Genomic DNA, 13,254 nt, shown 5'->3' with positions numbered 1-13,254 from the left:
CCACTAGCCTGGAGTCATGATCCCCCGCTCCCGCGCCACCGGTCGGGCCATCTTCTACCAGGCCTTCTACCGGCTGCCTCTGCCGGTACGTCGGCGCCTGGTCAAGCTGGCCGTACCCAAGTACATCGTCGGCGCGGTCACCCTGGTCCGCGATTCCGAGGCGACGGGCGCGGGCCGGCTGCTGATGCTTCGCCAACCGCCCGGCAAGGGTTGGTCGCTCCCCGCCGGCCTGCTGAACAGGGGCGAGGCGCCGGTGGTGGGCGCGGCCCGGGAGCTGTTCGAGGAGTCCGGCATCCGGCTTGCCCCGTCCCGGCTGCGCCCCGCCGTACCGAACGCGATAGTGCACGCCAAGGGCTGGGTGGACGTGGTCTTCGAGGCGGAGGTGCCGGCGTCCAGCACCGAGCTGGTGGTCGACGGCGCGGAGGTCTTCGAGGCGGCCTGGCATCCGCTGGACGACCTGCCCAAGCTGAGCTGGTCGACCGCCCGGCTGCTCGCCTACTACGACATCGGGCCGCTGGCCGGGCAGTTTCCGCCACCGGTGCCCGACACCACGCCATGACCGGGGCGGGCCTGCCGGAGGACCTGTGCGCGGTGGTGCTCGCCGCCGGCGAGGGCACCCGGCTGCGTCCGCTCACCGAACGGGTCCCCAAGGCGTTGTGCCCGGTGGGCAACGTGCCGCTGCTGGACCGGGCTCTGGCCCGGCTGACCGGGCTCGGCCTGGCCGGGCCGGGCCGCGTCGCGGTGAACGCGTGCTATCTCGCCGACCAGGTGGTCGCCCACGTCGGGGACCGCGCCCACCTGTCGGTGGAGCCCGGCGAGCCGCTGGGCACCGCGGGCGGGGTGGCCAACCTGCTGGACTGGATCGACGGCCGGGCGGTGCTGGTGGGCAATGCCGACGCGTACCTCGCCGACCCGGCCGCTCCCCCGGGCCCCGACGTGGCCGCGTTGGTCGACGGCTGGGACGGGCGCACCGTACGCCTGCTCGGCCAGCCCGCCGCGGACCCGACGGCGCCGGGCACCTTCGACGGGCACTGCTTCACCGGGTTCTCGTTGCTGCCCTGGCGGCTGGTCCGCGACCTGCCGGTGGTCTTCTCCGACCTGGTCCGCGCGCTCTGGCGGCCCGCCGAGGCGGCCGGCGAGCTGGAGGTGGTGCCCTACCCGGGCACCTTCTTCGACACCGGCACCCCGGCCGACTACCTGGCGGCCAACCTGCACGCCGCCGAGGGCGGGGTCCTGGTCGACCCGTCGGCGACGGTGACCGGTCAGTGCGTGGAGTCGGTCGTCGGCGCCGAAGCGCGGGTGGACGGCGACGTGTGCCGCACCGTCGTGTGGCCGGGAGCCGTCGTCCGGGCCGGGGAACGGCTGCACGACGTGATCCGGTTCGGGGACTGCCGCACCGTGCCCGCCGCCCGGGGCTGAGCCGCGACGGCTCCCGGCTCCGGGGGCGACCGGGAACATCTAGCATGGGCGACGACGCCGACGAACGGAGAAATGCCCCGTGATCACCGCGATCGTGCTGATCGACTGCGCCACCGACGCGATTCCCGAGGTGGCGGAGACCCTGGCCAACCTTCCCGGCGTCAGCGAGGTCTACTCGGTGGCCGGGCACGTCGACCTCATCGCCATCGTCCGGGTCCGCGAGTTCGACCAGATCGCCCAGGTCATCGCGGGCAGCATCTCGAAGGTGCCGGGCGTGCTGAACACCGAGTCGCACATCGCGTTTCGGGCGTACTCCCAGCACGACCTGGAGGAGGCGTTCGCGATCGGCCTCGCCGGCACGGACTGACCACCGCCCGACGCACGGCGGCCGGTCCACCCCGTGCGGGGTGGACCGGCCGTCTGCTTGCCGCTACGTCAGCTCTCGCTGGGAGCCGGCGTCTCGGTGGTGCCGCCGCCCGGAGCCGGCGACTCGGTGGTGCCGCCCGGAGCCGGCGACTCGGTGCCCGTGCCACCCGGAGCCGGCGACTCGGTGCCGGTGCCACCCGGGCTGGGCGTACCGCTGGCGCTGGTCTGCGGGACCGGGATGCCGAGCTGGTTGGCGAGCTGCACCAGCTCGTCGTAGTGCGCCTGGAGCGTCGGCAGGGCGGTCTGGGCCAGCTGGACCACCGACTGCTCGGAGCCCTGCGAGATCTCCGTCTGGGTGGCCTGGATGGCCTGGACGTGGCCGGCCAGCTCACTTGTCACCCAGAGCCTGTCGAACTCCGCGCCGCTGGCGTTGTTCAGCTTGTCGAGGACCGCCTGCTGATCGGCGCTGGGCTCGTTCGGCAGTTCCACGTTGAGCTGGGACGCGGTCTGCTGCACCGTCTGGTCCAGCTGGGTGTGGTCGGTCTTCAACATCGCACCGAGGTCCTTGACCCCCTGGTTCTGGCCCTTCTGCTGGGCCAGGTCACCAGCGGTGATCTCGAACAGGTTCACCTGGTGCACCGCCTGCAGATACTGGGTGTCCTGCGTTGACGGCTGTGCCGCGGCCTGCGCGGCCGCGGCCGGCGCGACGCCGACCAGTACCAGCGCGGCCAACAGGCCGAGGCGTTTGATACCCAACATGTTCCCCCCCTTGAGACGTTGGACCGCACGGATACCCGGCTCACCGGGGTTATTCCTGCGATCCCCCGACGCGCGGGGTCGACCGGTCCCGCCGTGGCCGTCCGACTCCTGGTCGGATGGGCGGTGGACGCGGACACGACGGGGCGCCCGCCGGAATTCCGACGGGCGCCCCGTAACGGTGCGATCAGGCGATCAGCGTCGGCTCTCGCCGCTGCCGATCTCCTCGCGCTCGGGCCGGGCCTCGACCGGCGGATGCCCCGGCGAGACAGGCGCCTCGACCGGCTTCTCGATCGGGTAGAAGAAGCCCCTGATGGCCGGGCCGAGTGCACCGAGCCGGTTCATCTTCTTGGGCACCACCCAGCCGACGTACTCCAGCTCACCGTGGCCGTCCGCGTGCCCGTCGGACGCGCTGAGCGGCTGGTGCACCTCGACGAACCGGCCGTCCGGCAGGCGCCTGATGATGCCGGTCTCGACGCCGTGCGCGAGCACCTCCCGGTCGTGCTGCTGCAGACCGAGGCAGAGCCGGTAGGTGACGTAGTACGCGATCGGCGGGACCACGAGCAGGCCGATCCGACCCGCCCAGGTCATCGCGTTCAGGCTGATCTGGAACTTGTCCGCGATCACGTCGTTGGCGCCGGAGAGCGTCAGGACGATGTAGAAGGCGACGGCCATGGCGCCGACGGCGGTACGGGCCGGAACGTCCCGGGGACGCTGGAGCAGGTTGTGGCTCTTGCGGTCCTTGAGCTGCCGGGCCTCCAGGAACGGGTACATCGTCGACAGGCCGACCAGGATGCCGGGCAGGACCACAGTCGGCCAGAACAGCGGCGGGATGACGTAGCCGTCGCCGATCGGGATGTTGATCTCCCAGGCCGGCATGAGTCGGGTCGAGCCGTCGAGGAACATGACGTACCAGTCGGGCTGGCTGGCGGCCGAGACCACCCACGCCTCGTACGGGCCGAACAGCCAGATGGGGTTGATCTGGAACAGACCACCCATCAGCGCGATGACGCCGAAGACGACCATGAAGAAGCCGCCCTGCTTCAACGCGTACCGCGGGAACATCCGCTCGCCGACCACGTTGTTGTTGGTCCGGCCGGGGCCGGGCCACTGGGTGTGCTTCTGCTTGAAGACCAGCCCCAGGTGGACGCTGATCAGCGCGACGAGCAGACCCGGGATGAGCAGCACGTGGGCGATGAAGAACCGGCTGATGATGATCGTGCCCGGGAACTCGCCACCGAAGATCGACGAGGTGACCCAGGAGCCGATCACCGGGATGGACAGCATGATCGCCGAGGCGATCCGCAGGCCGGTGCCGGACAGGCCGTCGTCCGGCAGCGAGTAGCCGGTGAAGCCGGCCAGGAAGCCGACCCAGAACAGCAGCGAACCGATGATCCAGTTGGTCTCGCGCGGCTTGCGGAAGGCGCCGGTGAAGAACACCCGCAGCATGTGCACGACGATGGCGGCCATGAACAGCAGCGCCGCCCAGTGGTGCATCTGCCGCATCACCAGACCGCCGCGGACGTCGAACGAGATGTCCAGGCTGGAGGCGTACGCGGCGGACATCGGGGTGCCCTGCAACGGCGCGTAGCTGCCGTCGTAGACCACCTCGGTCATCGCCGGCTCGAAGAAGAAGGTGAGGAACACACCTGTCAGCAGCAGCACGACGAACGAGAACAGCGCGATCTCGCCGAGCAGGAAGGACCAGTGGTCCGGGAAGACCTTGTTCAGCAGCTTGCGCAGCGGCGTGGCCACCGCGAAGCGGTCGTCCACTCCCACCGCGGCCTTGCCCGGCGTGGCTGCCAGGTCAAACTTTCGACGCTTCATGGCCGCTCCCAGAAATCAGGCCCGACGGTCTCGGTGTAGTCGGACTTCGCCACGAAGAAGCCCTCGGAGTCGACCTCGATGGGCAACTGCGGCAGCCGCCGGCTGGCAGGGCCGAAGACGGGCTTGGCGTTGTCGGTGATCAGGAACTGGGACTGGTGGCACGGGCAGAGCAGACGGTTGGTCTGCTGCTCGTACAGGCTGGCCGGGCAACCGGCGTGCGTGCAGATCTTGGAGAACGCCGCGTAGTTGCCCCACATGTAGTCGCCGTGGCCGATCCGCTCGTTGGCCCGGCGCGACTCCTGCGCGTCGGAGTCCCGAAGGTGGATCAGGAGCGTCGGCGAGTCGGCGTGCCTGTTGCTCACGCCGTGGTCGATGCCGGGGAAGACGGTCAGCTGGCCGCCGGCGCTGATGTCGGCCGGGCGGATCGGGCGACCGTCCTCACGGACCAGGCGGATCCGTTCGCCACCCTCGGCGGCGGCGAACCCGGTGGTGAACATCTGGTTGTTCTTGTGCGGCTTCGAGATCAGACCGCCGACCAGGGGCGCCGCGGCGACCGCGCCGACCGGCGCGAGACCGGCCAGCAGCGAGATGCCGAGCAGCGGGCGGCGCTTCACACCCAGCTCGTCGGCCATGTAGAGCATCGTCTGGCCGGTGATCGTACGGCCCTCGGAGTCCACCTGGCCCTCGTGCCGGTCCTGGATCGAGACCTCCTTGGGCAGCAACTTCTTGCCCCAGGTCAGGATGCCGAAGCCGACGGCGAGCAGGGCCACGCCGAGGGTGGCGCCGAGCAGCGGCGTGTAGAACTTGTCGCCGCCACGGCCCGGCTCGTACTGCCACGGCCACCAGATGTAGATGGCCAGGAAGGCGGTCGCCGCCAGACCGGTGATCAGGAAGAACCCGGCCACGACACGGGTCAGCCGACGCTCGGCCTTCGTGCCGGGCAGCACCTGCGGCTCGTAGTGCACGATCTCGATGTCGTCCCGGCGCGCGCCCTCGCGGACGATGTCGAACCGGGTCAGCTTGGGGTCGTTCACGTCGAGCGGCTCCCGGCCCTGCGGGGCCTGGTGCTCGGTGTGGGTGCTCATGCCGTCACCTCGCTACGGGTGGCGCCGCTCGGCACCACAGCACTGAATCGGATGATCCGCTCGGTCACGACTTGCCCGCAATCCACAGGCTGGCGAAGACGAGCGCCACGATGCCAACCAGGAAGATCGCCAGGCCCTCGGTGGACGGCCCGTACCGACCGAGGTTGAACCCGCCCGGGTCCTGGTCGTGCTTCAGCGTCTCCTGGATGTACGCGATGATGTCGGCCTTCTGCTCCGGCCGGAGCTGGTTGTCGCCGAACACCGGCATGTTCTGCGGGCCGCTCAGCATCGCCGCGTAGATCTGCCGGTCGGTCGCCGGGTGCAGGCTGGGTGCGAACTTGCCCGAGGAGAGCGCGCCGCCACCGCCGCCGAAGGCGTGGCATTGCGAGCAGTTGATCCGGAACAGCTCACCGCCGGCCGCGACGTTGCCGCCGTCACGCAGCTCGTCGCCCTCGGGGACGACCGGGCCGCCGCCGAGCTCCTGGATGTACTGGGCCAGCTGGCGGGTCTGCTCGTCGGTGAAGACCGGGGGCTTGCGGTGGGCCTGGGCCTCCTGCCGGGCCATCGGCATCCGGCCGGAGCTGACCTGGAACTCGACGGAGGCCGCGCCGACGCCGACCAGGCTCGGTCCGCGACCCTCGACGCCCTGGGCGTTGCGTCCGTGACAGGTCACACAGCTCACGTCGAACAGCGCCTTGCCCTCGGCGGCGGCGCCGGTCAGCGGCGGGTTGTCCTGTGCCTGCGCACCGGGGGCGAAGACGGTGTAGGCGCCGCCGGCGAGCATCAGCGCGGCGAACAGCCGGACCGCGGCGCCCAGCCGGCGGCGGCCCCTGCTGCGCGCGGCGGGCCGCCCGCGCAACCGCGCGAGCAGGCCGCGTCGGCGGTCGTTGTCAGAAGTCATGAGCGGTGTCCTTAACCGGTTGGACCTGTCTCAGGGGACGGAGCAGCAGTGCGGAGTGTGACGCGCAAGATCACTGAAGCCAGTAGATCATGGCGTACAGCCCGATCCACACCACGTCGACGAAGTGCCAGTAGTACGACACGACGATCGCCGAGGTCGCCTGCGCCGGGGTGAACCGGCCCATGGTCGTACGGACCATGAAGATGATGAAGGCGATCAGACCGCCGGTCACGTGCAGACCGTGGAAGCCGGTGGTCAGGTAGAACATCGACCCGTAACCGTCTTCGTTGATCTTGACACCCTCGTGCACCAGCTCGCGGTACTCGTTCAGCTGGCCGAGCACGAAGATCAGGCCCATCACGAACGTGACGGTGAACCAGCGCCGCAGCGCGTGCACGTCACCCTTCTCCGCCGCGAAGACACCGAGCTGGCACGTCACCGACGAGAGCACCAGGATCACGGTGAAGGTGGTCGCGTACGGGATGTTCAGGTGCTCGGTGTGCTTCTCCCATTGCTCCGGCGCCGCAGCGCGGATCGAGAAGTACATCGCGAACAGCGCCGCGAAGAACATGAGTTCGCTGGAGAGCCACACGATCGTCCCGACGCTGACCATGTTCGGTCGGGTCAGAGAGTGGATCCGGCTCTTGTCAATGGCTGGGGCCGCAGTCACGCCGTCATTATTGCCCCTGACCGGGGCCGGCGATCAGCGGGGTGGCAAACCTGCGCCTTCCGTGGCCCCGGCGTCGAGGTCCGGTTCGCCTGGCCTAGCCTGAAAAGCGTGCTGCACGTCGATCCGATCTTCGCCGCCACCTCGGCTCCGCCGCCGTTCACCGTCGGTCGGGTGCTGACCGAGACCAGGCTGGACAGCTGGCTGGCCCTGGGCCTGGTGCTCGCCGCCGGTCTGTACCTCTACGGAGTGCACCGGCTGCGCGTACGCGGCGACCGCTGGCCGGTCGCCCGGACGGTGTTCTTCCTCGGCCCCGGCCTGGGCGGCATCGCGGTGGTCACGATCAGCGGACTGCACGCGTACGACACCGCGCTGCTGTCGGTGCACATGATCCAGCACATGGTGCTCTCCATGGTGGCGCCGATCTTCCTGGCGCTCGGCGCGCCGATGACGCTTGCCCTGCGCACCCTGCCGGTCGGGCCGCGCAAGCGGCTGCTGGCGATCGTGCACAGCCGCGTCGCCCGGGTGTACAGCTTCCCGCTTGTGGCGTTCGCCATCTTCGTGGTCAACCCGTTCGCGCTGTACTTCAGTGATCTGTACCGCTTCACTCTCGAGCACGCGTGGGCGCACGAGCTGGTGCACGCGCACTTCATCCTGACCGGCTGCGTGTTCTTCTGGCCGCTGCTCGGCCTCGACCCGCTGCCCGGCCGGTGGCCGTACCCGGCGCGGGCGCTGCTGATGCTTCTCTCCGTGCCGTTCCACACGGTGCTCGGGCTCACCATCATGCAGAGCAGCACCCTCTTCGGCGGCGACTGGTACCCGTCGCTCAACCTGAGCTGGTCCGACCCCTGGGACGACCAGGTGGTCGCCGGCGGCATCCTGTGGGCCGGCGGCGAGTTCGTCAGCGTCACCATGCTCGCCGTGCTTGTCGTGCAGTGGGTCAAGCAGTCCGAACGGGAGGCCCGCCGGGTCGACCGCGAGTTGGACCGCCAGGAGGCCCGCGAGCGCGCCGCCGGGCCCGCGGCCGTCTGAGCTGCGCAGACGCTACGCCGACCGGACGGCGTCGGGCGCGGTGTCGACTGCGTCACGTCGACCGGTACGATCGGCGGGCAGCTACGAGGTGGAAGCGGAGTGCCGCATGAGTGAGCGCAGCGAACGAATCATCGAGCTCAGTGCGATGGTGCCTCATGACGGCACGGAGCGAAGCGGAGTGCCGGCATGAGCGATCGTCTTTGCACCGTTTTGCTCTACAGCGACGACCCGCAGGTCCGGGACCGGATGCGGCTCGCCGTCGGCACCCGGCCCGCGCCCGGGCTGCGGATCGAGTTCGTCGACGCGTCGACGTACGCCGAGACCATCCGGCTGGTCGACGACTACGAGATCGACCTGCTGCTGCTCGACGGTGAGGCCAGCCCCGGCGGCGGCATCGGCATCGCCCGGCAGATCAAGGACGACCGGGAGGACGCTCCCCCGACCTGCCTGGTGATCGCCCGCGCCGCCGACCGATGGCTGGCCGCGTACGCCGAGGTCGACGCCACGCTGGTGCACCCGCTCGACCCGGTGACCACCGGAGGCACGGTGGCCGAGCTGCTGCGGACGCACGCACCCGCCTGACGTCCCCCGCCCTCCGGCACCGTCACCCCCGGCGCCGGACGAGTCGGCGCCGGTTCCAGCCCACCCGCACTTCGTACGCTCGGGAGGCCCGCCATGGGCGATCGGACCTGGCCGCACCTGCTCAACGCGCTGCTGCGCGGCGAGGAGCTGACCACCGCCGACACCGCCTGGGCGATGGACGAGATCATGACCGGTTCGGCGAGCCCGGCGCAGATCGCCGCGTTCGCCGTGGCGCTGCGGGCCAAGGGTGAGACGCCGGCCGAGCTGGCCGGTCTGGTGGAGGCGATGCTGGGCCGCTCGGTCCCGGTGGTGCTCTCCGAGGATCTGCGCCGTACCGCGCTCGACGTGGTCGGCACCGGCGGTGACCTCGCCCACACGGTGAACATCTCCACGATGACGGCGCTGGTGGTGGCCGGCGCGGGCGTACGCGTCGTCAAGCACGGCAACCGGGCCGCCTCCTCGCTGTGCGGCACCGCCGACCTGCTGGAGTTCCTCGGCATCCCACTGGACCTCGGCCCGGAGCAGGTGGCCCGCTGTGTCGAGGAGGCAGGCATCGGGTTCTGCTTCGCGGCCCGGTTCCACCCCGGGATGCGGCACGCCGGTCCGGTCCGCCGCGAGGTGGGCGTGCCCACCTTCTTCAACTTCCTCGGCCCGCTGACCAACCCGGCCCGCCCCCGGGCCGGCGCGGTCGGCTGTTTCGACTCCCGGATGGCCCCGGTGATGGCCAGCGTGTTCGCCGCCCGTGGCGACTCGGCGATCGTGATGCGCGGCGAGGACGGGCTTGACGAGTTCACCACCGCCGCGCCGACCCGGGTCTGGGTGGCGCAGGGCGGCACCGTACGCGAGGCCGTGCTGGATGCCAGGGACCTCGGGGTGCCCCGGTCCACCCTCGCGGACCTGCGCGGCGGTGACGCCGCCTTCAACGCCGGCGTGGCCCGTCGCCTGCTGGCCGGTGAGACCGGTCCGGTCCGGGACGCGGTACTTGTCAACGCGGCGGCGGCGCTGGCCACCCAGGGGCCGCTGGACGGCGACCTGACCGAGGCGCTGCGCGCCGGCCTGGACCGGGCCGCCGAGTCGATCGACTCCGGGGCGGCGGCTGCGAGCCTGGACCGCTGGATCGGCACCGCCACCGCCGTCTGAGCCCACGGCCGGGGGTACCGGGCGGGGAATTGTCGGACCCGGGTGGGAAAGTACAGCCGAGTAGTTCTCCGCTCCCGTCCGTGCGCTGCTGTCGCATCCCGGGAGCGGTTCGCCCGGAGTGAGAGGAGACGCCCGTGTCGCACCGCGAGCTCTACTGCGACGTCTGCGAGGGCGTGGCAGCGTTCGAGGCGCCGCCCTGCGTCGACGGCCACGGCACCGACTGTCCCGAGCTGATCTGCACCGGCTGCGGTGCCGCGGTGCTGGTCGCCACGTTCGCGTCCCCGGTCACCCGGCTGGCCGACCGCCGACGCCGTCCGCCCGCCCGTCGCCGCGCCGCCTGACCCGTCCGGGCCGGGGTATGACGAAGGCCCGCTCCCCCCACCGGGGAACGGGCCTTCGTGGCGTCCAGGGCCGGCCGCGACGGCGACCGGGTGGATCAGTGCTCGGCGGTGCGGCGGGTGCCTGTGTAGTACTCGAACAGCAGCCCGCAGGCGGCGAAGACGACAGCCACCAGGCCGGCGCCGATCAGCCAGTACTGCCAGAACACCAAGCCGAGCGCGGCGATCGCGGCGGCCAGCGCCAGACCGAACGGCCAGTAGCTGCCCGGGCTGAAGAAGCCGACCTCACCGGCGCCGTCGGCGATCTCGGCGTCCGGGCGGTCCTCCGGACGCAGGTCGATCCGGCGGGAGACGAACCAGAAGAAGCCACCGCACATCGTGCAGAGCAGGAACGACAGCAGCAGGGCGACGGTGCCCACCCACTCGATGCCACCGGACGCACCGTTGGTCCACGCGGCGTAGAGGATGGTGGCGCCGAAGAGGAACCCGGCGATGATCAGGAAGATACGCCACTCGGTCTTCATGCGGCTGCCCTCAGCTTCCCGGGAAGGCCGGAGCGTCGTCCGGGTTGAAGTTGCTCTGCGTCCGCCGGGTGTCGAACGGCCGCGTGGTCTCCGCGTACGGCTCCTCACCGATCGCGGCCAGCGCATCCTGCGTCGACTTACCGCTCTGCTTCGCCGCCAGGAACTGGTCGTACTTCTCCGGCGAGACGACACGCAGCTCGAAGTTCATGAACGCGTGGTAGCTGCCGCACAGTTCGGCGCAGCGCCCGACGAAGGCGCCCTCGGTCTCCAGGCTGGAGACCTCGAACACGTTGCGGATCTTGCCCGGCATGACGTCCCGCTTGAAGAGCATCTCCGGCACCCAGAAGGAGTGGATGACGTCGCGGCTGGTCTCCTCGAACCGGATCGACCGGTTCGTCGGCAGCACCAGCACCGGGATGACCTCGCTGGTGCCGAGCGTCGACGCGGTGGTCCGGGCGTCCGGGCCCTGCCCGTCGCGGTAGTTGAACTGCCAGTTCCACTTGAACGCGACGACCTCGACCGTGACGTCCGGGTTCTTCGACAGCTTGTCCACGTCGGTCTGCACGATCGCCGTGTAGTAGAAGAGCACCGAGACGATCAGGATCGGCGCGATGGTGTAGAGGAACTCCATCGGCATGTTGTAGCGGGTCTGCACCGGCAGCGCGTTGCCACGCTTGCGGTATCGCACGACGCACCAGAAGATCAGGCCCCACACGAACACACCGACCGCCAGGGCGGCGATGCAGGAGGCGATCCACAGGTCGTACATCCGCCGGGACTCCGCCGAGATGCCCCCCTGCGGCCAGCCGAAGCCGTCGAACGCCGCTCCGACGTCACAGCCCGTGAGCAGGACCAGCAGCGCCACGCCACCGAGACCGAGCCCGGCCAGCCGACCAGCACCGCGCCGCCGGCGCCCACCGGCCCCTGGGGAAGCGCTGTGCCGTACGGCCGACGGCCGTACCTCCGAACTCCTTGCGACCACCTGGTCCTGCCTCCCTAGCGCGCCGCGGTGCGTCTTTCCTCGGCACCGACGGCAAAGGCGTCACCGACGGTCGCAGATTACTCGACCATGACGGACTCGGCCGTGGTGGGGTCACTGTCCGCCCCCATCGGGGGGATCCTGGGCATACCGCCGCGATAGCGTGGGGATCCGTGAGCGCGAGGAGTGAGCCGGGTTTGCGAGCCCCGCAGCCGCGAACAAAGAAATCCCCGTGAGCGCGAGGAGCAGAGGTCCCGTGAGCGCATCCCCGGTCTACCTGGACGCGGCGACAGCCGCGCCGGCGCATCCGGTCGCCCGGCAGGCGCTGCTGGCCGCCCTCGACGACGGCTGGGCCGACCCCGGCAAGCTCTACACCCAGGCCCGCCGCGCCCGGCAGCTGCTCGACGCGGCCCGCGAGGCCACCGCGCAGACGCTCGGCGTCCGCGCCGACGAGGTGTCCTTCACGTCCAGCGGTACGACTGCCGCGCACGGGGCGGTGCTCGGTGGCCTGGCCGGGCGGCGCCGGGTCGGGTCGATTCTCGTGCACTCGGCGATCGAGCACTCCGCTGTGCTGCACGCCGCCGAACGGCACGTCGCGGCGGGTGGTGCCGCCGACGAGGTGCCTGTCGACCGGCTGGGCCGGCTGGACCTGGACGCCTGGTCGGCTGCCGTCCGCGCTCCAGGTGTCGCGCTGGCCGCCCTGATCAGCGCCAGCCACGAGGTGGGCACCGTGCAACCGGTCGCCGAGGCCGCCGCTGCCTGCGCCGACGCCGGGGTGCCGCTGTACGTCGACGGGGCGCAGTCGGTCGGCCGGGTGCCGCTTCCCGCCGGCTGGTCGGTGCTCACCGCCAGCGCGCACAAGTGGGGCGGCCCGCCCGGGGTGGGTGTGCTGGCGGTGCGCAAGGGCACCCGCTGGGAGTCACCGTGGCCGGCCGACGAGCGGGAGGGTGGTCGTACCCCCGGGGTGGTGAATCTGCCCGCGGTGGTGGCGGCGGCGGCGAGCCTGCGCGCGGCGGCGGCCGACGCCGCGGCCGAGGAGGCCAGGTTGGCGCCGCTTGTGGATCGGATCCGGGCGCGGGTCGCGGCGGAGGTGCCAGACGTGGAGGTGGTCGGCGACCCGGTGCTGCGGCTCCCCCACCTGGTGACGTTCTCCTGCCTGTACGTCGACGGCGAGACGCTGCTGCACGCGCTGGACCGGCGGGGCTTCGCGGTGTCGTCCGGCTCGTCCTGCACGTCGTCCACGCTGCGGCCCTCACACGTGCTGGAGGCGATGGGGGTGCTCTCGCACGGCAACGTCCGGGTCAGCCTGCACCGGGAGACGACCGAGGCGGACGTGGAGCGGTTCCTCGCCGAGCTGCCCGGGATCGTCGCGGGGCTGCGCGCCGAGGCCGGGGTGGTGGGGCTGTGACGATGCCCGACGAGGTGCTCGACTGCCGGGGCCAGCGCTGCCCACTGCCGGTGATCGCGGCGGCCCGACGGATGCCCCAGGTGCCCATCGGGACTGTCGTGCGGGTGCTCGCCGACGACCCGGCCGCGGCGGTCGACATCCCCGCCTGGTGCCGGATGCGCGGCCAGGAGTTCCTGGGAGCCATAACGGGCACCGAAGGCCCCGCCTACGACATCCGCCGCCTGCACTGA

16 protein-coding genes are annotated in these 13,254 nt (G+C 71.1%); 9 read left to right on the top strand and 7 right to left on the bottom strand.

The window, feature by feature from the left end; all coding sequences use genetic code 11:
- Positions 1-16 precede the first annotated feature (16 nt).
- The 3 genes from ACZ6N8_RS09600 (at position 17) to ACZ6N8_RS09590 (ending at position 1,786) form a co-directional block, all read left to right on the top strand.
- Complete coding sequence (locus ACZ6N8_RS09600; RefSeq protein ID WP_139585795.1) at positions 17-559, top strand: NUDIX hydrolase; 543 nt, start codon at positions 17-19, stop codon at positions 557-559.
- A complete protein-coding gene (locus tag ACZ6N8_RS09595; RefSeq protein ID WP_466008863.1) occupies positions 556-1,419 on the top strand; it encodes a nucleotidyltransferase family protein in 864 nt (287 codons plus the stop codon). The genes ACZ6N8_RS09600 and ACZ6N8_RS09595 overlap by 4 nt, the downstream gene beginning before the upstream one ends.
- Positions 1,420-1,498: 79 nt before the next feature.
- The gene (locus ACZ6N8_RS09590; RefSeq protein ID WP_139585793.1) at positions 1,499-1,786 is read left to right on the top strand and encodes an Lrp/AsnC family transcriptional regulator; all 288 of its coding nucleotides are present in this window, start codon (positions 1,499-1,501) and stop codon (positions 1,784-1,786) included.
- Between the two features lie 68 nt (positions 1,787-1,854).
- Here ACZ6N8_RS09590 and ACZ6N8_RS09585 read toward each other — a convergent pair whose 3' ends face one another.
- The 5 genes from ACZ6N8_RS09585 to ctaE form a co-directional block, all read right to left on the bottom strand.
- Positions 1,855-2,544: a DUF4142 domain-containing protein gene (locus ACZ6N8_RS09585; RefSeq protein WP_387119942.1), complete on the bottom strand. Its 690-nt coding sequence runs from the start codon at positions 2,542-2,544 to the stop codon at positions 1,855-1,857.
- A gap of 192 nt (positions 2,545-2,736) precedes the next feature.
- Positions 2,737-4,368, bottom strand: coding sequence for a cytochrome bc1 complex cytochrome b subunit (qcrB, locus tag ACZ6N8_RS09580; RefSeq protein WP_466008861.1), 1,632 nt, complete (start codon positions 4,366-4,368; stop codon positions 2,737-2,739).
- The gene (gene qcrA, locus ACZ6N8_RS09575; protein WP_466008860.1) at positions 4,365-5,453 is read right to left on the bottom strand and encodes a cytochrome bc1 complex Rieske iron-sulfur subunit; all 1,089 of its coding nucleotides are present in this window, start codon (positions 5,451-5,453) and stop codon (positions 4,365-4,367) included. Before qcrA ends, qcrB begins: the two co-directional genes overlap by 4 nt.
- Before the next feature lie 64 nt (positions 5,454-5,517).
- Complete coding sequence (qcrC, locus tag ACZ6N8_RS09570; RefSeq protein ID WP_364362534.1) at positions 5,518-6,354, bottom strand: cytochrome bc1 complex diheme cytochrome c subunit; 837 nt, start codon at positions 6,352-6,354, stop codon at positions 5,518-5,520.
- Between the two features lie 70 nt (positions 6,355-6,424).
- Positions 6,425-7,024 (bottom strand): aa3-type cytochrome oxidase subunit III, encoded by a 600-nt coding sequence (ctaE, locus tag ACZ6N8_RS09565; protein WP_139585788.1) that lies wholly within the window; start codon positions 7,022-7,024, stop codon positions 6,425-6,427.
- A gap of 108 nt (positions 7,025-7,132) precedes the next feature.
- Here ctaE and ACZ6N8_RS09560 point away from each other — a divergent pair, with 108 nt between their 5' ends.
- The 4 genes from ACZ6N8_RS09560 (at position 7,133) to ACZ6N8_RS09545 (ending at position 10,116) form a co-directional block, all read left to right on the top strand.
- Positions 7,133-8,053: a cytochrome c oxidase assembly protein gene (locus tag ACZ6N8_RS09560; RefSeq protein WP_387119932.1), complete on the top strand. Its 921-nt coding sequence runs from the start codon at positions 7,133-7,135 to the stop codon at positions 8,051-8,053.
- Between the two features lie 186 nt (positions 8,054-8,239).
- A complete protein-coding gene (locus ACZ6N8_RS09555) occupies positions 8,240-8,635 on the top strand; it encodes a response regulator (protein WP_357993430.1) in 396 nt (131 codons plus the stop codon).
- A 93-nt stretch (positions 8,636-8,728) separates the two neighbouring features.
- On the top strand, positions 8,729-9,775 hold the full coding sequence (gene trpD / locus ACZ6N8_RS09550) for an anthranilate phosphoribosyltransferase (RefSeq protein ID WP_466008857.1): 1,047 nt from the start codon (positions 8,729-8,731) through the stop codon (positions 9,773-9,775).
- A 134-nt stretch (positions 9,776-9,909) separates the two neighbouring features.
- A complete protein-coding gene (locus ACZ6N8_RS09545) occupies positions 9,910-10,116 on the top strand; it encodes a hypothetical protein (protein ID WP_357993424.1) in 207 nt (68 codons plus the stop codon).
- Positions 10,117-10,211: 95 nt separating this feature from the next.
- Here ACZ6N8_RS09545 and ACZ6N8_RS09540 read toward each other — a convergent pair whose 3' ends face one another.
- A complete protein-coding gene (locus ACZ6N8_RS09540; RefSeq protein ID WP_364362532.1) occupies positions 10,212-10,637 on the bottom strand; it encodes a cytochrome c oxidase subunit 4 in 426 nt (141 codons plus the stop codon).
- A gap of 10 nt (positions 10,638-10,647) precedes the next feature.
- The gene (ctaC, locus tag ACZ6N8_RS09535) at positions 10,648-11,619 is read right to left on the bottom strand and encodes an aa3-type cytochrome oxidase subunit II (protein WP_466008854.1); all 972 of its coding nucleotides are present in this window, start codon (positions 11,617-11,619) and stop codon (positions 10,648-10,650) included.
- Between the two features lie 253 nt (positions 11,620-11,872).
- On the opposite strand from ctaC, the gene ACZ6N8_RS09530 reads away from it, so the two are divergent.
- Together ACZ6N8_RS09530 and ACZ6N8_RS09525 are read left to right on the top strand one after the other, a co-directional pair.
- Positions 11,873-13,024 (top strand): cysteine desulfurase family protein, encoded by a 1,152-nt coding sequence (locus ACZ6N8_RS09530; RefSeq protein ID WP_466008852.1) that lies wholly within the window; start codon positions 11,873-11,875, stop codon positions 13,022-13,024.
- On the top strand, positions 13,021-13,254 hold the full coding sequence (locus ACZ6N8_RS09525; protein WP_466008850.1) for a sulfurtransferase TusA family protein: 234 nt from the start codon (positions 13,021-13,023) through the stop codon (positions 13,252-13,254). Before ACZ6N8_RS09530 ends, ACZ6N8_RS09525 begins: the two co-directional genes overlap by 4 nt.

This window comes from Micromonospora sp. NPDC047521 (genome assembly GCF_055587305.1).
Note: the sequence above shows the minus strand (reverse complement) of the source record. Positions and strands in the feature narration are given on the sequence as shown.

Excerpts from the sequence above, each read along its gene's own strand:
- ACZ6N8_RS09600 (WP_139585795.1), top strand. The coding sequence starts at position 17 with ATGATCCCCCGCTCCCGCGCCACCGGTCGGGCCATCTTCTACCAGGCC.
- ACZ6N8_RS09595 (WP_466008863.1), top strand. The coding sequence starts at position 556 with ATGACCGGGGCGGGCCTGCCGGAGGACCTGTGCGCGGTGGTGCTCGCC.
- ACZ6N8_RS09585 (WP_387119942.1), bottom strand. The coding sequence starts at position 2,544 with ATGTTGGGTATCAAACGCCTCGGCCTGTTGGCCGCGCTGGTACTGGTC.
- qcrB (WP_466008861.1), bottom strand. The coding sequence starts at position 4,368 with ATGAAGCGTCGAAAGTTTGACCTGGCAGCCACGCCGGGCAAGGCCGCG.
- qcrA (WP_466008860.1), bottom strand. The coding sequence starts at position 5,453 with ATGAGCACCCACACCGAGCACCAGGCCCCGCAGGGCCGGGAGCCGCTC.
- qcrC (WP_364362534.1), bottom strand. The coding sequence starts at position 6,354 with ATGACTTCTGACAACGACCGCCGACGCGGCCTGCTCGCGCGGTTGCGC.
- ACZ6N8_RS09555 (WP_357993430.1), top strand. The coding sequence starts at position 8,240 with ATGAGCGATCGTCTTTGCACCGTTTTGCTCTACAGCGACGACCCGCAG.
- trpD (WP_466008857.1), top strand. The coding sequence starts at position 8,729 with ATGGGCGATCGGACCTGGCCGCACCTGCTCAACGCGCTGCTGCGCGGC.
- ACZ6N8_RS09540 (WP_364362532.1), bottom strand. The coding sequence starts at position 10,637 with ATGAAGACCGAGTGGCGTATCTTCCTGATCATCGCCGGGTTCCTCTTC.